The 19,925-nt window shown below is 32.9% G+C and carries 18 protein-coding genes; 15 read left to right on the top strand and 3 right to left on the bottom strand.

What is annotated here, in order from left to right; genetic code table 11:
- The first annotated feature begins 46 nt into the window (after positions 1 to 46).
- The 6 genes from AWE51_RS19115 to AWE51_RS19090 all read left to right on the top strand — a co-directional run bounded on the left by AWE51_RS19115 (position 47) and on the right by AWE51_RS19090 (position 7,652).
- Entirely contained in the window at positions 47 to 1,336 is a 1,290-nt protein-coding gene (locus tag AWE51_RS19115) for an O-acetylhomoserine aminocarboxypropyltransferase/cysteine synthase family protein (RefSeq protein WP_066316880.1), read from the top strand.
- Between the two features lie 77 nt (positions 1,337 to 1,413).
- Positions 1,414 to 2,376 carry an alpha/beta fold hydrolase gene (locus AWE51_RS27045; RefSeq protein WP_066316879.1) on the top strand — a complete coding sequence of 321 codons (963 nt, stop codon included), beginning with the start codon at positions 1,414 to 1,416 and terminating at the stop codon, positions 2,374 to 2,376.
- Positions 2,377 to 2,388: 12 nt separating this feature from the next.
- The gene (thrA, locus tag AWE51_RS19105; protein WP_066316876.1) at positions 2,389 to 4,803 is read left to right on the top strand and encodes a bifunctional aspartate kinase/homoserine dehydrogenase I; all 2,415 of its coding nucleotides are present in this window, start codon (positions 2,389 to 2,391) and stop codon (positions 4,801 to 4,803) included.
- 32 nt (positions 4,804 to 4,835) lie between these two features.
- Complete coding sequence (locus AWE51_RS19100; RefSeq protein WP_066316874.1) at positions 4,836 to 6,017, top strand: cytochrome-c peroxidase; 1,182 nt, start codon at positions 4,836 to 4,838, stop codon at positions 6,015 to 6,017.
- A gap of 34 nt (positions 6,018 to 6,051) precedes the next feature.
- Positions 6,052 to 6,477, top strand: coding sequence for an OsmC family protein (locus AWE51_RS19095; RefSeq protein ID WP_066316873.1), 426 nt, complete (start codon positions 6,052 to 6,054; stop codon positions 6,475 to 6,477).
- Complete coding sequence (locus AWE51_RS19090; RefSeq protein WP_066316871.1) at positions 6,474 to 7,652, top strand: trans-sulfuration enzyme family protein; 1,179 nt, start codon at positions 6,474 to 6,476, stop codon at positions 7,650 to 7,652. The genes AWE51_RS19095 and AWE51_RS19090 overlap by 4 nt, the downstream gene beginning before the upstream one ends.
- 54 nt (positions 7,653 to 7,706) lie before the next feature.
- On the opposite strand, the gene AWE51_RS19085 is transcribed toward AWE51_RS19090, so the two are convergent.
- Entirely contained in the window at positions 7,707 to 8,258 is a 552-nt protein-coding gene (locus AWE51_RS19085; protein WP_066316869.1) for a hypothetical protein, read from the bottom strand.
- 330 nt (positions 8,259 to 8,588) lie between these two features.
- On the opposite strand from AWE51_RS19085, the gene AWE51_RS19080 reads away from it, so the two are divergent.
- The 8 genes from AWE51_RS19080 to AWE51_RS19045 all read left to right on the top strand — a co-directional run bounded on the left by AWE51_RS19080 (position 8,589) and on the right by AWE51_RS19045 (position 16,534).
- Positions 8,589 to 8,855, top strand: coding sequence for a DUF2061 domain-containing protein (locus AWE51_RS19080; RefSeq protein ID WP_198403850.1), 267 nt, complete (start codon positions 8,589 to 8,591; stop codon positions 8,853 to 8,855).
- Positions 8,856 to 8,883: 28 nt separating this feature from the next.
- Positions 8,884 to 9,510: a phosphoadenosine phosphosulfate reductase domain-containing protein gene (locus AWE51_RS19075; RefSeq protein ID WP_066316867.1), complete on the top strand. Its 627-nt coding sequence runs from the start codon at positions 8,884 to 8,886 to the stop codon at positions 9,508 to 9,510.
- Between the two features lie 44 nt (positions 9,511 to 9,554).
- On the top strand, positions 9,555 to 10,493 hold the full coding sequence (cysD, locus tag AWE51_RS19070) for a sulfate adenylyltransferase subunit CysD (RefSeq protein WP_066316864.1): 939 nt from the start codon (positions 9,555 to 9,557) through the stop codon (positions 10,491 to 10,493).
- A gap of 100 nt (positions 10,494 to 10,593) precedes the next feature.
- The gene (locus tag AWE51_RS19065; protein WP_066316857.1) at positions 10,594 to 11,841 is read left to right on the top strand and encodes a sulfate adenylyltransferase subunit 1; all 1,248 of its coding nucleotides are present in this window, start codon (positions 10,594 to 10,596) and stop codon (positions 11,839 to 11,841) included.
- A 108-nt stretch (positions 11,842 to 11,949) separates the two neighbouring features.
- A complete protein-coding gene (locus tag AWE51_RS19060; RefSeq protein ID WP_066316855.1) occupies positions 11,950 to 14,040 on the top strand; it encodes a HEPN domain-containing protein in 2,091 nt (696 codons plus the stop codon).
- Between the two features lie 54 nt (positions 14,041 to 14,094).
- Positions 14,095 to 14,868 (top strand): uroporphyrinogen-III C-methyltransferase, encoded by a 774-nt coding sequence (cobA, locus tag AWE51_RS19055; protein WP_066316853.1) that lies wholly within the window; start codon positions 14,095 to 14,097, stop codon positions 14,866 to 14,868.
- A 21-nt stretch (positions 14,869 to 14,889) separates the two neighbouring features.
- Positions 14,890 to 15,486: a precorrin-2 dehydrogenase/sirohydrochlorin ferrochelatase family protein gene (locus AWE51_RS19050; protein ID WP_066316851.1), complete on the top strand. Its 597-nt coding sequence runs from the start codon at positions 14,890 to 14,892 to the stop codon at positions 15,484 to 15,486.
- Complete coding sequence (locus tag AWE51_RS19045) at positions 15,479 to 16,534, top strand: NAD(P)/FAD-dependent oxidoreductase (RefSeq protein ID WP_066316844.1); 1,056 nt, start codon at positions 15,479 to 15,481, stop codon at positions 16,532 to 16,534. The genes AWE51_RS19050 and AWE51_RS19045 overlap by 8 nt, the downstream gene beginning before the upstream one ends.
- A gap of 138 nt (positions 16,535 to 16,672) precedes the next feature.
- Here the strand turns inward: AWE51_RS19045 and AWE51_RS19040 are convergent, their stop codons facing one another.
- Positions 16,673 to 18,631: a spondin domain-containing protein gene (locus tag AWE51_RS19040; RefSeq protein ID WP_066316842.1), complete on the bottom strand. Its 1,959-nt coding sequence runs from the start codon at positions 18,629 to 18,631 to the stop codon at positions 16,673 to 16,675.
- A gap of 382 nt (positions 18,632 to 19,013) precedes the next feature.
- Between AWE51_RS19040 and AWE51_RS19035 the strand changes: the two genes are divergently transcribed.
- Positions 19,014 to 19,334, top strand: coding sequence for a 2Fe-2S iron-sulfur cluster-binding protein (locus tag AWE51_RS19035; RefSeq protein WP_066316840.1), 321 nt, complete (start codon positions 19,014 to 19,016; stop codon positions 19,332 to 19,334).
- Here the strand turns inward: AWE51_RS19035 and AWE51_RS19030 are convergent.
- Positions 19,288 to 19,743 carry a cytochrome c oxidase assembly factor Coa1 family protein gene (locus AWE51_RS19030; protein ID WP_066316838.1) on the bottom strand — a complete coding sequence of 152 codons (456 nt, stop codon included), beginning with the start codon at positions 19,741 to 19,743 and terminating at the stop codon, positions 19,288 to 19,290. The genes AWE51_RS19035 and AWE51_RS19030 overlap by 47 nt on opposite strands.
- Positions 19,744 to 19,925: the final 182 nt, after the last annotated feature.

The following is a 19,925-nucleotide window of genomic DNA, read 5'->3' as shown; positions in this document are numbered from 1 at the left end:
GATGTATTTGAATTTTATTTTGTTTTAAAATTTAAATTAGAAAATTATGAGTACTCAAAAATTTGCAACAGAAGCATTACATGCGGGACATAATGTAGAAAATAATGCAGGAACAAGAGCAGTCCCTATTTACCAAACAACATCCTATGTGTTTAAAAATGCAGATCATGCTGCCAATGTTTTTAACTTATCAGAATCTGGATACATTTATACAAGACTAAATAATCCTACTAACGATATCTTAGAACAGCGCTTAGCGTCATTAGAAGGAGGTATTGGTGGTGTTGTAACCGCTTCGGGAACTGCCGCTATAAATACTACATTGCTTACTCTTTTAAAAGCAGGCGACCATATTGTTGCTTCAAGTAGTTTATATGGTGGAACGTATAACCTCTTAAATGTTACTCTTCCAAGATTTGGTATTACAACAACTTTTGTAGATCCCTCTGATACAGATGGTTTTGCAAATGCGGTAAAAGAAAACACTCGAGTATTCTTTGTAGAATCTCTAGGAAATCCAAAACTTGATGTTTTAGACCTTAAAGCGATTTCTGTTCAGGCAAAAGCTTATAAAGTACCTTTGGTTGTTGATAATACTGTAGCAACCCCGGCATTATTGAACCCAATTCAATACGGAGCTAATATCGTAATTCATTCCTTGACTAAATATATAAGCGGTAATGGTACGTCTTTAGGAGGGGTAATTATTGATGCAGGTACTTTTGATTGGTCTAGTGGTAAATTTCCAGAATTTACAGAACCTTCACCTGGATACCATGGATTAGTTTATCATGAAGCTTTAGGACCTGCAGCATTTATTGCAAAAGCAAGAATTGAAGGATTGCGAGATCATGGTGCTGCACTAAGCCCCTTTAATGCATTTCAGATTTTGCAAGGATTAGAAACACTGGATATTAGAATTAAGAAGCACAGTGAAAATGCTCTTGCCTTAGCAAAGTGGTTACAACAACAGGATGAGGTAACTTGGATAAACTATCCAGGCTTAGAGAATAATAAGTACTATGAGTTGGCAAAAGAATATTTGCCTAAGGGACAAAGTGGTATCATCACCTTTGGGGTTAAAGGTGGTTTTGACTCTGCAAAGACTATCGCAGATGAAACAAAGATTTTTTCATTATTAGCAAATATTGGTGATTCTAAATCGCTAATTATACATCCGGCAAGTACTACACATCAACAACTTGATGAAAAACAGCAAGAATCAACAGGAGTTAATAGAGACCTGATTAGGTTATCTGTAGGACTTGAAGATATTGAAGATTTGAAAACAGATCTAAAAGAAGCCTTTGCTAAAATCAATGAAACCGTAAAATAATTAAAGTTAAGATGTTTAGGTTTCTGACGAAATTTAGGAGTTTAATCAAGAATTTTAGCTGCTAGTTAACTGCGTTTATGTTACAAAAAGTTATTATATCAAATTATACTACTGCTGGAGGGGAGTTAATTAATTCTATTCCTTTAACGTATGAAGTTTTTGGGAAACCATTATACAGTGCTCCAATTGTTTTAGTAAATCATGCTCTTACAGGTAATTCTACAGTTTGTGGAAAAGACGGTTGGTGGAATGGTTTAATAGGAAAAGAAAAACTTATTGATACCAGTAGATATACTGTTTTATCGTTTAATATTCCAGGAAATGGATATGACGGTTTAGAAGATAATCTGATCCAGAATCATCAAATATTTAATGCTAGAGATATTGCTACTATTTTTTCAATAGGTTTAGAAATATTAAATATAGAACGTTTATATGCCGTGATAGGCGGCTCTGTAGGTGGAGGAATCGCCTGGGAAATGGCAGCCCTTAAGCCTAGTTTGATTGAAAATTTAATACCAATAGCAACAGATTGGAAATCTACCGATTGGTTAAAAGCTAATTGTCTTGTTCAGGAACAAATTTTGCTAAATTCTAACAACCCTATTCATGATGCTAGATTACATGCTATGTTAATTTATAGATCACCATCATCATTTCAACAAAAGTTTAATCGAAGTTATAATGATGAAAAAGATATGTTTAATATAGAAAGTTGGTTGTTTCACCATGGAGAGAAACTCAAAAAACGGTTTACAATTGCCGCATATAAAGAGTTAAATCATATTCTGGCAAATATTGATATTACTTTAGGAAGAGGTGACTTTTTAGATGTGGTACGCAATATAGAATCTAATATACATATCGTAAGCGTTAATTCTGATATGTTTTTTACGGCAGCAGAAGACACATTAACATTTCAAGAGTTAAAAAAAGTAAAAGAAAATAGTACCCATAGTATAATTGATTCAGTCCACGGACATGATGCGTTTTTAATAGAATTTGAACAATTGAGTAAGTTACTTAAAGATGTTTTTTAAAAGTATAGAAAGATGAAGGTTTTAAAATTTGGAGGAAAATCACTTGCTAATGGTAAAGGGATTCTTACAGTTGTAGATATAATCGAAGATAAGGTTAAGAAAGGAGAGCAGATTGCAGTAGTACTTTCTGCTCGTGGTAATACAACCGACGAGTTAGAAAATATACTAGAGAATGCAAAAGATAATTTAAGTTATGTTGAGCAATTAGAAGCATTTAAGAAGTATCAGGTATCAGACTTTGTTAACGTTGATTTTGTTAATGAATTTGAAACCTTAGATAAACTTTTTGAAGGTGTTTCGCTTTTAGGTGATTATAGTAAGAGAATAAAGGATCAGGTGTTGTCTCAAGGAGAGGTCCTTTCTGCAAAATTGATAACACAACTTTTGCAAGAAAAAAATATCAATGCTAATTTTACAGATAGCCGATCATTAATTATTACAGATGCACAATTTGGTGATGCACAGCCACTTGATAAGTTATCAAAAGACAATGTGATTGATCATTTTAAAAAACACAATGGTACTACTGTAAATATAGTCACTGGATTTATTGCTGCAAACGCTAAGAATGAAACCACTACTTTAGGAAGAAATGGTAGTAATTATACTGCATCATTGTTGGCAAATTATCTTGAAGCAGATGAATTACAAAATTTCACACATGTCGATGGAATTTATACAGCAAATCCAGATTTAGTTCAAGATGCCATAAAAATAGAGAAATTGTCATTTTCTGAAGCTAATGAATTGGCATACTTTGGAGCAAATATTTTACATGCAAAAACTATTATTCCACTAATAGAGAAAGGTATTCCATTACGAATTCTTAATACATTTGATCATAAGAATGACGGTACGTTGATTACCTCAAAGTCAAGTGAAAAGGGGATAAAATCATTGTCTGTATTAGAAAATGTTGCTTTAATAAATTTAGAAGGAAGAGGACTTCTTGGAAAAGCAGGGGTAGATGCAAGAATATTTAGAGCCTTAGCACATAAAAATATTAGTGTTAGTATTATTTCACAAGGATCATCAGAACGTGGTATTGGATTTATCGTTGATGCAGATCAGGCAAAAGAAGCAAAATTAGTACTTGAACAAGAGTTTGAAGCGGATTTTCATAAACAGGATGTTAGCGTTATTTCAATTGAAAAAGAAGTGTCTGTAATCTCTATTATCGGGCAGGACCTTAGTACATTTCATAAGCCTTATAATGCTTTAATCAAAAATCAAATAATCCCTTTATTATTTAATAATACGGTAACAGGTAAAAATGTTAGTCTGGTAGTCCAAAAAGCACAGTTGCATAGAGCTTTAAATGTTATTCATGGCGAGATTTTTGAAATTTCAAAAAAGATAAACCTTGCCGTATTTGGACATGGTCTGGTAGGAGGTACATTAATTGATCAGATTTTAAAGTCTGCAAAACAAATTGAAAAAAGAAAGAAAATAAAACTTAACGTTTTTGCAGTTGCAAATTCGAAAAAAGTGCTCTTAGAAAAAAATGGAATAGATGTAGATTGGGAAAATAAAGTTAAAGAAGTGGGCGAGCCATATCAATTAAAAGATATTGTTAATTATGCCAATGATAATCATCTCGAAAATTTAATTGCTGTTGATAATACGGCAAGTCAGGATTTTACGAATAACTATCTTGATTTGATTGCTCATGGATTTGATTTAGTTTCGTCTAATAAAGTAGCTAATACATTAAGTTTTGATTTTTATAAACAGTTAAGAAGTGCTTTAGAACAAAATCAAAAGCAATATTTATATGAAACCAATGTAGGAGCCGGCCTTCCGTTAATAGACACGATAAAGTTATTGCACTTATCAGGAGAAAATATAACCAGAATCAAAGGAGTTTTTTCAGGTTCTTTGAGCTATTTGTTTAATACTTTTTCTCAAGAAGATAGGTTGTTTAGCGAAGTGTTACAGGAGGCTATAGACAAAGGGTTCACAGAACCCGACCCTAGAGAGGATTTATGTGGTAATGATGTAGGTAGGAAATTACTGATACTTGCAAGAGAATTAGATTTAAGTAATGAGTTTGTTGATGTTAATATACATAATCTTATTCCAGAAAATCTTAGAAAAGGAGAGGCTACCGAGTTCTTAAATAGTTTATCAGCTTTAGATAGCGTATATCAAAAAGTTAAAGAACAACAAAAACCCAATCATGTATTAAGATATATTGGCGATCTTTGGGGAGATTTATCGCAAGAAAAAGGTACCCTTGATGTAAAATTGATATCAGTTCCTCAAAGTAGTGCGTTAGGACAAGTAAAAGGATCCGACTCTATATTTGAAATTTATACAGAATCATATGGAGATCAACCTATAGTTATTCAAGGAGCAGGTGCAGGTTCTGCAGTTACAGCAAGAGGAGTATTTGGTGATATTTTACGCTTAACAGAAAAAAGATAACTCAAGTAATACAAAGAACTAATACCAACGTTTTGCAAAAAAAATACATTCGTTTTTTATTCGGTATTGCCACAACATTGATTGTGAGTTGTTTTAATGCAGAAAAGGTAGATTATGTAGATAATGGTAAAGTAGAGGAATTGTTTACATATTCTGCATTACCTAAAACAATAAAATCACCCAAAGATAATCCAAGTACTCCTGAAAAAGCTTATTTAGGGAAATTACTGTTTTTTGATCCTATATTATCGGGTAATAGAGATGTTGCCTGCGCAACGTGTCATCATCCAAATAATGGCTATGCAGAGTTTAGAGATCTGTCTATTGGTGTAAATGGAAAAGGATTTGGTAGTAAACGTGTTTTTAAGAAGCCTAATGCTATTCCTTTTGTTAAAAGAAATGCACATACGATTCTAAACACAGCGTATAATGGTATTGATGAGAATAATGGTTATGATCCTGAAAATGCTCCAATGTTTTGGGACAATCGGGTTACGAGTTTAGAAAAACAAGCTTTAGAGCCAATTAAGGCTCTTGAAGAAATGCGAGGTCTTCAGCATTCTGAAGAAGATATCCTGGAGGAAGTCATTAATAGATTAAAAAATATACCAAAGTATCAAGAGTTGTTTGAGACGGCTTTCGAGGAAAAGAATGCGATTAATAGTGTTAACTTATCCAAAGCAATTGCGGTTTTTGAAAGAACATTAGTAACTAATAATTCCCGTTTTGATCAATATATCTCAGGTAATAAAAATGCGATTTCGATGGCAGAAAAAGAAGGTTTCGAAACCTTCAAACGAGTGGGATGTGCTAACTGTCATAGCGGCCCTATGTTTTCAGATTATAAAATGCATGTATTGGGATTAGAAGAAAACAACAAGCTGAAAAAGATAGATAGTGGATTTAATAGGCAATTCTCTTTTAGAACACCGAGTTTAAGAAATTTAAGATTCACAGCGCCCTATATGCATAACGGACGTATGGAAAATCTTCAAAAAGTAATGGAGTTTTATGAAGATATAGCTTTTGGTAAATCTCAAAATACAAATATAGAAGATCATCAATTAGATTCTTTGGTGAAAAAAATAACAATAAAAGTGAAGGATATGGCACCTATCATTTCCTTTTTGAACACTTTGAACGAAACTGATTTTGACAAGAAAATAGTCGATAGCGTTCCTAGTGGATTGTCGGTAGGAGGTAATATTCAATAATTAATAAATTATAGTCGATAAAATTAAATAAAAAATGAAAGTACAACTCAAAAGAATAGATAACGATTATCATTTTGAATTAAAAAATGAGAGAGGGCATATTACACATATAGATAGTAAAGCAGAAGTAGGAGGTCATGATTTAGCGCCTAGTCCTATGGAGTATGTTCTTATGGGAGTGGCAGGATGTAGTGCAATTGATGTTATTTCTATCCTAAAAAAACAAAGACAAGAGATTACCGACTATAGAGCAGAAGTAGATGGCACACGCGAAAAAATTGATGGAGCTACACCATTTAAGAGTATTGCTGTAACCGTGTTTCTAGAAGGTGAAATAGCACCAGATAAGGCAAAAAGAGCGGCGCAACTATCATTCGAAAAATATTGTTCTGTTTCTAAAACATTAGAACCCACAGCTACCATAGAATATAAAGTGGTATTGAATAATAAAGAATTATGAGTAAGAAATATGCAAACTTTGAAACTCAAGCGGTAAGAACACAAACGGACAAAACTCAATTTTTAGAGCATTCTACACCGATGTACCTAACTTCAGGATTTGTTTTTGAAGATTCGGAAGAGATGCGTGCAGCCTTTGCCGAAGAAAAGGATAGAAATCTTTACAGTCGCTTTAGTAATCCAAATACAACAGAATTTGTAGATAAGATTTGCGCTTTAGAAGGAGCAGAAGACGGTTATGCTTTTGCTACAGGAATGGCAGCAGTCTTTTCAACATTTGCGGCATTATTAGATGCTGGTGATCATATTGTTTCTGCAAGGTCTGTGTTTGGTTCTACACATACATTGTTTACAAAGTATTTTCCAAAATGGAATATTGAAACAAGTTATTTTAAAATAGACGAAATAGATACGGTAGAAAGCTTAATTCAACCAAATACCAAGATTATTTATGCAGAATCTCCTACTAATCCAGGGGTAGATGTATTAGATCTAGAGTTGCTTGGTAAAATTGCTAAAAAACATAATCTTCTTTTAATAATAGACAATTGTTTTGCGACACCATATTTACAGAATCCAATAAAATTTGGAGCAGATTTGGTAATTCATTCTGCCACAAAATTGATTGATGGGCAAGGTAGAGTTTTAGGAGGTGTTACGGTCGGTAAAAAAGAATTAGTTAGAGAGATTTATTTATTTTCTAGGAATACCGGTCCTGCACTATCACCTTTTAATGCATGGACATTATCAAAGAGTTTAGAGACTTTAGCAGTACGTGTAGATAAGCATTGTGAGAATGCATTAAAATTAGCAGAATTTTTAGAAGCGCACCCTAAGATAAATTGGGTAAAGTACCCATTTTTGAAGTCTCATCCACAATATGACGTTGCTAAAAAACAAATGAAATTAGGAGGAAATATTGTGGCTTTTGAGGTTAAAGGAGGAGTAAAAGGGGGCAAGAACTTTTTTGATAACATAAAAATGTGCTCACTATCTGCTAATTTAGGAGATACTCGAACCATAGTTACGCATCCTGCTTCTACAACTCATAGTAAATTAGCTAAAGAGGACAAATTAGTAGTGGGTATTACCGATGGGATGGTAAGATGCTCTGTAGGGTTAGAGCATATAGAAGATATTGTACATGATATAGAACAGGCTTTAGAGCGGTTATAAACAAAAAAGCAGCAAATTATATTTGCTGCTTTTTAATTGTTTACGGAGTTTTTGTTATTGTTTCGTTAGTACAAAAAACTGATCTCCTGTTATTCTAAAAGTAGTTCCTTCTATAGTTTCGTCTTGATCTAATGTTGCTTTAAGTGTCATAGACTGTGCACTAAGGGCTGTAATTTCATAAGATACTGTTTCTCCTTGAACAGTAACATTAAGGTTGTTGTTTTCAATAGTCCATTCGCCTCCTCCTATAAATTCTGGAACATTTCTTTCTACCGAGATAGGATCTTGAGTGGGTATAGTTACTTCTGCAACTAGTGTAAAACCTCCAGAGCCAGTAAGTGTATTAGGTTCGTTTGCAACTGTAGATTCAGTAAAATTTACCTTTGCAGTATAATCTTTACCTGTTACACTATAATCCCCACTAACAGGAATACCTTGAAAAGTACCAGTTACTTTACCATTTTCAGATTTGGTTTCTGTTAAGTCCCATTCACCAGGAATAAAGGATTCATTAATTTCTATAGGATTGTCATCATCACTACTACATGAAACAAACAATGCGGGAATTGTACCGGCAAGGAATAAATAAAGGGCTAATTTTTTCATGATAATTTTATAATTAGGGTTATGTTAAATCAACGGTCTAAAGAGAAGCATATTGTTTTAAATAGCGTACAGCTAAGTGGTTTTGGTAAATATATGACATTGTTTTTAAAGTTTTTTTAAGATTTACATCCTGTTTAAAAGTTAAATAATAATAATGATTTTCGTATATGACTTATTAATCTACTAATTAAGTAGGGTTTTTATTAATAATATCATAATTCTTTCAAATTGAGTAAGATTCTGATTTTTTTAGGACTAATAAACGGATAATATGTATATATTTGTTTAATAATCTACTATTCCGATAGGGTAATAGAATTTTTAAAAAAAATGATTGTAGATCAAATGATATTAGATAAAGTAGCTACGCGAAAAACAACGTACAGTGATGATAAATCCTCAGAGAAACCATTGCGTAGTATTGTTAAGGCGATAAGCTGGAGAGTAATAGGAACATTAGATACATTAATTGTATCATATATTCTTACTGGTGAGATTGCTCTGGCAACTTCAATTGCGTCTATTGATTTTGTAACTAAAATGATTCTGTACTTTTTCCATGAGAGAATATGGAATCGCATAAAATGGGGAAAGTAATTGCTTAAAAAGAAAAGTAATTTTGATTATGAGTTTGACAGAAAATACAATAAAAGACTTAAATAAAACACTAAAGGATAAAACTCCTTTAGAAATTGTACAATGGGCCGTTAGTAATGCTAAAAATCCTGTTGTGACCACTAATTTCAGACCTTATGAAGCTGCTATACTTAATGTTTGTGCCAAAGGATTGTCAGATATGCCTGTGATATGGTGCGATTCTGGATATAATACTCCTAATACATATAGACATGCTGAGGAAGTAATTGAGTTGTTGAGTTTAAATGTACAACTGTATGTGCCTAAACAAACAACAGCACATAGAGATGTAGTTATGGGTATTCCTGATATAGATGATCCTCAACATAAAGTTTTTACTGAACAAGTAAAACTAGAACCTTTCAAGAGAGCTATGAATGATTTCAAACCAGATGTTTGGTTTACAAATTTAAGAAAGGGGCAAACTGCTCTTAGGGATTCATTGGATATTTTGAGTATGGGTAAAGATGGGGTTTTAAAAGTTAGTCCTTTCTATTATTATAGTGATGCAGAATTAGACGTTTATTTAGAAGAAAATAAACTACCTAATGAATTTAAATATTTTGATCCAACTAAAGTCTTAGAAAATAGAGAGTGTGGATTGCACACTAGTTAATTAAGAAAAAATAGTATCAAAAAACGCAATAGAAAAGAAGTTACATGGAAGTGATAGAAAATATAAAAGAACAAGTGACAGATATAAAAAAGCTAACGGTAAATCCTTTAGAGAGTGAAGCAATTTATATTTTTAGAGAAGTAGTAGCACAATTTGAGAAACCAGTATTGCTTTTTTCTGGAGGAAAAGATTCTATTACTTTGGTTAGGTTAGCACAAAAAGCTTTCTATCCGGGTAAAATACCATTTCCATTATTACATATAGATACAGGTCATAATTTCCCTGAAACAATAGAATTTAGAGATAGACTAGCTAAAGAATTAGGTGTAGAACTTATAGTGCGTAATGTGCAAGATTCTATAGATCAAGGAAAAGTAATAGAAGAAAAAGGAAAATATGCTAGTAGAAATAGTCTTCAGACAACAACACTTCTTGATGCATTAGAAGAATTTAAATTTGATGCAGCTATAGGTGGAGCCAGAAGAGATGAAGAAAAGGCAAGAGCCAAAGAACGTATTTTTTCTGTAAGAGATGATTTTGGACAATGGGATGAAAAAAACCAACGACCAGAGTTGTTTGATCACCTTAATGGTAAAATTGATTTAGGACAAAACGTAAGAGTGTTTCCAATTAGTAACTGGACAGAATTAGATGTTTGGAGTTATATCGAAAAAGAAAATATCGAAATTCCTTCAATCTATTTCGCGCATAAGCGTAAGATTTTTGTAAGAGATGGTATGATTTGGTCTGCCGAGGATGATGTGGTATATCGTGAAGATGATGAGGTAGTAGAAGAAAAAATGGTGCGTTTTCGTACCGTAGGAGATATGTCTTGTACAGCAGCTGTTCTTTCTGACGCTATTACAATCGACAAAGTTGTAGAAGAAATTAGAGAATCTACAATTTCAGAAAGAGGAGCACGTATAGATGATAAACGATCTGAGGCTGCTATGGAAAAGCGTAAACAACAAGGATATTTTTAAAAAAAAAATACTCTTTTTGATTTCAGTAAAAACTGAAATACAGAATAGTGATAAAAAATAATAAAGAATACTACTCCCAAAAGGAGAAATAATAATAGCTATGGACGTATTAAAAATAGCAACTGCAGGAAGTGTAGATGACGGAAAAAGTACTTTAATTGGTCGTATCTTATATGATACAAAGTCATTAACGACAGATAAATTAGAGGCGATAGAAACTAGAAGTAAAGCTAATGGTTTTGATTATCTTGATTTTTCATTAGCAACAGATGGATTAGTTGCAGAAAGAGAACAAGGTATTACTATTGATGTTGCCCATATCTACTTTTCAACGCGAACAAAAAGTTATATAATTGCTGATACTCCAGGGCATATCGAGTATACAAGAAATATGGTTACCGGTGCTTCTACATCACAAGCTTCGATTATTTTAGTCGATGCACGTAAAGGGGTAATAGAACAGACATACCGCCACTTTTTTATCAATAATTTACTTCGAGTAAAAGATGTAATTGTTGCAGTTAACAAGATGGATTTAGTAGACTTTTCTCAAGAAAAGTATGAAGCTATAAAAGCTGATTTTGAAAAATTAATAGAGAAAAGTGATTATAAAGAACAAAATATAACATTTATACCAGTAAGTGCTTTACAAGGAGATAATGTCGTAGATGCTTCTCAAAATACTCCTTGGTATAAAGGGCAGACATTGCTTGAACATTTAGAAAAACTAGATGCACAAGATGTATATGAGAAAGCAGAAGTGCGTTTTCCAATTCAAACTGTAATACGACCTAAGAAAGATGAGTTTCATGACTTTAGAGGGTATGCAGGTAAATTGTATGGAGGAGATTTATCAGTAGGTGATGAGGTGACAGTATTACCATCATTAACTACATCAAAAGTAAAAGAGATTTTCTTTTTTGATCAAAAATTTGATACCGCAGGTAGAGGAAGTTCATGTACCGTAACTCTAGAAGATGATGTAAATGTAAGTAGAGGAGATATGATTGTGAAATCTTCAGAAAAACCAAGAGTAGAAAAACAATTAACCGCTACAGTATGTTGGATGGATAGTAAAAATCTAAATCCAGGGACAAATTATTTTATCCAAAGTGGTAGTAGTCGAATACTAGCAAAAGTTAAAAATATAAGTGGTACTGTGGCTACCGATTTTTCTGGAGAGGATACCGATAAAAATTCATTGAGTTTAAACGAAATAGGAAAAGTACAAATACAGTTAAGCAAACCTTTAGCTATCGATTCTTATAGTAAGAATAAAGCTTCAGGCTCGTTTATATTGATAGATTCTCAAACAAATAACACTTCGGGAGTGGGCTTTATTGAGTGATAAAAGTCTTTTGTCGAGAGGAAGAAAAACAGGAATTTTAGAATAAAAAAATCTTTACACAAAAGTCATAATTATGGGCTTTTTTAAAGTAATGAAATACGAAAAAAGATGCAAAGTTTTAGAACAGAAATAGAAAACCCAATTGTCCAAAAAGACATTATAGAATTAGCGAATAAAATTGAGCAATTTCATAAGGGTAAGATTGATGAAGAGAAATTTCGTAGTCTTCGTCTGGCACGTGGTGTTTACGGACAGCGACAAGAAGGTGTACAAATGATTCGTATCAAATTACCTTATGGTAAAGTGTTAAGTAATCAATTGAGACGAATTAGTGAGGTGTCTGATGAGTATTCGAGAGGAAGATTACACATCACAACACGTCAGGATATTCAGATTCATTATGTTGATCTAAATAGAACTCCAGAACTTTGGGCAGAATTAGAAAGAGATGATATTACTTTAAGAGAAGCTTGCGGTAATACGGTGCGTAATGTGACAGCTTCAGAAACTGCAGGTATAGATCCAAAAGAACCATTTGATGTGTCACCATATGCAGATGCATTATTTCGTTTCTTTTTAAGAAATCCTATATCCCAAGAAATGGGACGTAAATTCAAGGTTTCCTTTTCAGGAACCGAAGAAGATACAGGCTTATCTTATATGCATGATTTAGGCTTTATTGCTAAAATCGAAAATGGAGTTAGAGGTTTTAAAGTAATGCTGGCAGGAGGTTTAGGTTCACAACCAAGACATGCAGATGAATTGTATAGCTTTTTACCTACAGATAAAATTATTCCTTTAATGGAAGGAGTATTAAGAGTGTTTGATCGTCATGGCGAACGTAAAAGTAGAGCTAAGGCAAGAATGAAATTCTTAGTAAAAGATATAGGAGTAGAAGCATTTAAAGAATTAGTAGAAGCAGAGCAAAAAGCAATTGCACAAAAGACAGTTGCCATAGATGCAGAAGCGTATAAAGTTTCTAAGCCAGTATCTGTAGAGGCGCCAGTAGTAAAAATTAAAAATCAACAATCTTTTGACCTCTGGAAAACCACAAATGTAATTCCACAGAAACAAGAAGGGTATGTAGCGATAGGAATTAAAGTTTTACTAGGAGATTTCTATACGGATAAAGCTAGGTTATTAGCTGATCTCGTAGATAAATATGCGGCAGGAGAAATTAGATTATCGTTACGACAAAATATTTTAATTCCTTTTGTAAAAGAAGATTTAGTACCACTTTTCTATCAAGAATTAGAAAAATTAGGATTTGTAGAAGCAGGATATAACAAAGCAGTAGATATCACAGCTTGTCCAGGAACAGATACTTGTAATTTAGGAATAGCAAGTAGTACTGGTATTGCAGAAGAACTAGAACGCGTGATCAAAACAGAATACCCTCAATACTTAGAAAAAGAAGATTTGGTAATCAAAATTAGTGGATGTATGAATGCTTGCGGGCAACATAATATGGCTAATATCGGTTTTCAAGGAATGTCTGTTCGTACTAAAGATAAATTAGTAGCCCCAGCATTACAAGTGTTATTAGGAGGTGGAAACTTAGGAGATGGTAAAGGACGTTTTGCAGATAAAGTTGTAAAAATACCAAGTAGAAGAGGACCTGAAGCATTGCGTAGAATTTTAAATGATTTTGAAGCAAATGCAAATGATAAAACTTTTGTAGAGTATTATGAAGATAAAGGAGAGAAATATTTTTATGATTTTCTTACCGATTTATCAAATGTAGAAAACTTGACTCAAGAAGACTTTATCGATTGGGGTACAGAAGAAGAATACGTAAAAGCAATAGGAATAGGAGAATGTGCTGGAGTGGTGATTGATTTAATCGCAACTTTATTTTTAGAAAGTGAAGAAAAAATTGCTAACGCAAAGTATTCTTTTGAAAACGAGATTTATTCTGATGCTATATATCATGCCTATAGCTCTCTTGTAAACTCGGCAAAAGCATTATTACTTGCAGAAAATAAGAAAACAAATACGCATGCAGGAATTATAAGTCAGTTTGATGAAGAATTTGTAGCAAGTGGTAAAATAAAGTTAGAAGGAACATTTGCTGATTTGATATATCAACTTCAGAAAAATGCACCAAGCAAGGACTTTGCAGTAGATTATATCAAAAAAGCAGAGCAATTTTTACAAAAAGTGCAAGCGTTTAGAGCTCTTGAAGTAGAAAATGTGTAATATCTTTATCAACTTGAATAGTTTTCAGGTAACGAGTAATAGATAGATTAAAGAATGAGAACAAATATTAAAATACCTAAATTGACAGTAGTTGGAGCTGGACCAGGAGATCCAGACTTAATTACGTTAAAGGCAATTAAAGCTTTAGAATCTGCAGATGTGGTATTGTATGATGCGCTCATTAATGAATCATTGCTGCAATATGCTCCTAATGCAGAGAAAATATTTGTGGGCAAACGAAAAGGATGTTATGCCTATCAACAAGAACAAATCAATGATCTTATAGTTAACAGGGCTAAAAGTCATGGACACGTTGTAAGGTTAAAAGGCGGTGACCCGTTTATTTTTGGACGAGGAGCAGAAGAAATTGATTATGTACAAGAATTTGGAATAAAAACATATATGGTTCCGGGGATATCATCTTCTTATGCAGTACCTGCATATCAAGGGATACCATTAACTAAAAGAGGATTTTCAGAAAGTTTTTGGGTGATTACAGGAACTACCAAAGCTCATAAACTATCACAGGATGTTTGCCTGGCAGCTAAATCAAATGCAACTGTGGTTATTTTAATGGGAATGAGTAAGTTATCTGAAATAGTTAGTATATTTGCAGCCGAAAATAAAGAAGATATTCCAGTCGCAATTATACAAAACGGAACCAAAGATAATGAGCAATTTGGATTTGGTACGATAAAGACTATTGAGAAAGTAGTTTTAGAGAAAAAACTATCATCCCCGGCTATAATTGTTATAGGTGAAGTAGTGAAGCAAAGAGTAAAATTAGCTTCGATTTACAAAGAAGTAAAAGAAGAAATTGTATCTTGATAGTTCAGGATAGCTATAAAGATGGAAGAGAGAAATAATTTATATCCGGTTTTTTTAAAAGTCAAAAACCTTGAAATCCTAATTGTAGGAGGGGGTAATGTCGCAGAAGAAAAACTTACGTTCTTATTAAAATCAAGTCCAGATGCCAAAGTGACCATAGTTTCACCTATGTTCAGAAAAGATACAATCGCTTTAGCAGATAAATTTGGAGTTGTAATGATTAAAAAGAAGTATCATAGACGTTTTTTGAAAGGAAAACATATTGTGATAGCTACTACTGATATACCTGAGGTGAATGTAAAAGTTTATAAAGACTGCAGGAAAAGAAGTAAACTGGTTAATGTAGCAGACAATCCACCGTATTGTGATTTTTATATGGGCGGAATTGTAACCAAAGGTAATGTCAAAGTGGCTATTTCGACTAACGGAAAGTCGCCAACAACAGCCAAAAGACTACGTCAGTTTTTTGAGGAAGTAGTTCCTGAAAATATTGATGATTTAGTTAAAAATTTAAACGAATATAGAAAAACAATTAAAGGTGATTTCGAAGAAAAAGTGGAGACACTTAACGAATTTACTAAAGGATTAATAGGAAAAAAAGAAGTTGAAAATGATTAAGACTGATATTTTAATAATCGGAGCAGGACCAACAGGATTATTTACTGTTTTTGAAGCAGGATTACTCAAGTTAAAAACACATCTAATAGATGCTTTACCGCAACCTGGAGGACAGTGTTCTGAAATATATCCTAAAAAACCAATTTATGATATCCCTGGTTTTCCAGAGATTTTAGCTGGAGATTTAGTGAATAATTTAATGGAACAAATTAAGCCTTTTGAACCTGGTTTTACTTTAGGAGAACGTGCAGAAACTATCGAAAAACTTGAAGATGATACATTTTTAGTAACAACAAATAAAGGTACTAAGCATAATGCTCCTGTAGTAGCTATTGCCGGTGGATTAGGATCTTTCGAACCTCGTAAACCGCCTATTCCAAATATTATTGATTTTGAAGATAAAGGAGTAGCATATATTATTCGAGATCCTGAAGTTTATAGAGATAAACGAGTTGTAATAGCTGGTGGTGGTGATTCTGCGCTAGATTGGACAATATTTTTAGCCGATGTAGCTAGTGAGGTAACCTTAGTGCACAGAAGAAATGAGTTCAGAGGAGCTTTAGATTCTGTAGAACGGGTGGCAGAGCTTACTAAACTAGGAAAAGTAAACTTAATTACAGAAGCCGAAGTAAAAGAGCTAAAAGGAGATGATCACGTTACCGGAGTTGGGATTAAACATAAAACAGAAGGTGATATTCATGTTGATACAGATTACTTTATTCCTTTATTTGGTCTATCACCAAAATTAGGACCTATAGGAAATTGGGGACTAGAGATCGAAAAAAATGCAATTAAAGTAGATAACTCTTACGATTACCAAACGAATATCCCAGGGATATATGCAATAGGAGATGTGAATACATATAAAGGAAAGCTTAAATTAATTCTTTCTGGTTTTCATGAAGCCGCAATTATGTGTCAGAGTGCATACCAAAGAATTTTTCCGGACAAAAAGTACGTTATGAAGTATACTACTGTTGGTGGTGTTGAAGGATTTGATGGAAGTAAAAAAGAAGCTAAAAAAGAAGTAGTAAAAGCAATAGTATAGTGTTTATTACTTAAAAATTGATACACAAAAAATGGCACGAATACATATTCGTGCCATTTTTTATTTAAATATATAATTAAAAAGTAAAAAGTGCCTCGATATTTATCGAGGCACTTTGATGTAACAACATAAATTATATTACTGTACTATTAATTTTTGCATTACTAAGTCTTTGCCTTTATGCGCCACTTTAACAAGATATATACCGGGTTTAAGAGCTAAGTTTTTGGTAGATATCGTGTGTATTCCAGAAGTTAAATTGATTTGTGATTTAATGTCGCCCTGAATCGAGTAAATTGATACAGTCGCTTCTTCAGTTACATCAGGAATACGAAGTGTAAAGTGATCTGTTGTTGGATTAGGTGTAATCTTTATTTCTATTCCTGTGTCTTCATCTTCATTTCCTAAAATTATAGATGTTTTGTGCAAGTTTGTTGCCAAACTTTTAGTTGATGTAGTTCCGCAAGAACCTTCGTAAATTTTTACATTGGTAAATACAGAACCATTACCACTACCTGCATCATTGTCATTAATAAAAACTAGACGATCCATATTACCTGTATAAAAATCACCTACGGGTATTTTATAAGTGATGGTTCCGCTTGTATAATTATCATAATTTGTAATGCCATAATTTTGAGTTCCATAAACTTTAAAATATCTGGAAGAGGTTAATTGATTGTCATTTTCAAAGCCTATTCCATGAATTTCACCTTCAGATGTACTGCTAAAATCAAATTCCATCATAGTATTTGCTGTTACAGTATAATCCATTGCAATAAATTTCCAAGTATTGTTTGATAAAGATAGACTTGCGCCTTGATCAGTAATCGAAGAATTTCCTGCGTTATCTTGATTAGAGAATGCATTAACAGTAAAATTATTAAAATTAATAGCTTCACAGGTATTTCCACCTCCGGTTGATTCGGTTATACTAAGATCGTCAATTGCAACATCACCTTGCCAGCTATTTCCAGTAACAGTATTAAGACGTAGTTGTACACTAGAATTCCCAGCATAACTAGATAAATCTACTTCTGCTATGTTCCAGTCTGTTCCTTGAGCCCCTGTTCTACTAAACACAGTAGTCCAAGCTCCGTCATTATTAGTTCTAGCTTCTATGGCCAGATTTCCTATTGCAGAACCAGTCATATGGTATTGAAAAGATAATGTTGGAGTCGATACATTAGATAAATCTAAACAAGGCGAATTAAGAATTGCCCTTTTATTAGGAAATCCATTTCCATTTCCTGAGGCTTCCACATAAATATAAGATGTTCCATTTGCAGCACTGTTTGGTCCAGTACCATTAGATGGGGTTCCGTTAGTATTAACGGTCCAATCTAAATCATCTCCTGTTGTTGCTTGACTCCAGTCTCCAATAGAACTTTCAAAACTTTCTGCATAAGGAAAAGTGTTTACATTTCCGGAACATTCATTAGAACCACCACCATTTACAGATGTTAGTGTAAAAACTAATGTGCCTACTTTTTGAGAATTAAAAGGAGCAATACCTCTAAGACTAGAGATTGGTTCTTTGGGATCTGTAGCAGGGTTGTTTAAAGAATAAGTTGTTCCTTCTTCGGTACCAGCATCATAAGGAAATATATCCAAAGATATACTTTGAATCCATTCGTTAGAACTGTCTAATAAAGAAACACTATTTACTGCAATCATCCAATCAGGACTAGGGGCGATCATAGATAGTAAGGATACAAGAGGATAATCACTATTAACAGATAGATCTTTTATAGTGATCGTTCTTAAGGTTCCATTAAAAAAAAGATTAGGGCCTTCGATATACTGATCTGCATTACCTGCAGTTATAGCAGTATTTACTTCAGCATTAAATGTGCCATTTGATCCGGTCTCTGCAACTCTTTCGACTCCAAGTGTTGCAATTCCTCCATTTCTTAAAAAAGTAATGTTACTATTATGGGTAGCACCAACTAATTCTGTAAAATGTGCATTTGACCCAGGTAATGGACCATGAGCTTCCCAGTTACTGGTAAAGACCACATCATAAATTGCTGTGGATTGGCCATACGTCGAAATCGCTATTAGAAATAGCGAAATTTGAAAAGTTAGTTTTTTCATGTGAATATATTTAAATTGGTTTAATAATAGAATATTCAGACGTATACGTGAAAATAGACTTACAAGAAAAACGACCAATTTTTCGAATAAAAATGTAAATTATTGATTATTAGAATGATTAAGGTTTTGTTTTTAATTCACTGATAATCAGTGATATGGATTAAGCGTTGTTAAAATATGTTGAAGCCGTAACAAAAAAACATTTCAAAGATGTATTAGAAAAATATTATAGAAATAATGTAAGAAATTTGTTTCGTTTTGAATACAAAATTGTGTTACAAAAGAGCAATAGAAGTTCGTTATTTACCAAGAGAGAATAACAATAAAAAAAGAGTACTATACTTTAGTCTTTGATTATATTTGCAAATAGAAATTTTGATATATGTCAGATATTACAATAAAAATAAAAGATAGAGAAGGAGTAGTGCATGAATTGCAAGCGCCAACTGATATGGCAATGAATTTAATGGAGGTTTGTAAAGCTTATGAATTACCTGTCGAAGGTACTTGCGGTGGTATGGCAATGTGTGCTTCATGTCAATGTTATGTTTTATCAGATCATCAACTGCCAGAAATGGGGCAGGACGAAGATTTAATGTTAGCTGAAGCTTTTTATGTAGAAGATAATAGTAGATTAGGTTGTCAAATACCTATTACTACTGATTTGGATGGATTAGAGATTGAGCTTGCTCCAGAATCATAATACTTATTTTTTTAGGTTTTTTTATTCGTACCACTATTTTTTCATATTTCCATTCTTGTCCATTTCGGTAGGCAATAATATCTAATTTCCCTTTTCCTTTAGGGCCTCTAATACCTACAGTGATAGCAACTTTAGTAGTATCATTTGAGTACGCTACATCTCCCTCTAGAAGTCTAAAAAAATCGTGAGGATATAGTACACCTAATTTATTAATTACTTGATCATTTTTTCTAGCTTTTTCTAAAGCATGTTCTATCAGGTTTGGCTGTATAAAAACAGAACCGTATCTAAATGCTGCATTTCCTGTCATTACAAAAAAAGTAGATGTAAATATTGTTACTAATAGTAAAGGTAGTACCCATTTCCAATTTCGATTCCACCAATTTTTTTTATAAGAAACTTCATTCATAAGCCGTAGAATTATGACTAATATTTATACTTTAATGATATGTATCAATTAACTTCATTTTTTTAATAAAGACGTTAGATAACCTTTGTATGTTGCGGGTTGTATGTAAGATCTATATGATTAAGTTATTAAAAAGGATAAGGATGAAAAGAAAGTGAGTAATATATAGAAGTTAAGGTATA

The organism is Aquimarina aggregata, assembly GCF_001632745.1.
GTDB lineage: Bacteria > Bacteroidota > Bacteroidia > Flavobacteriales > Flavobacteriaceae > Aquimarina > Aquimarina aggregata.
Note: the sequence above shows the minus strand (reverse complement) of the source record. Positions and strands in the feature narration are given on the sequence as shown.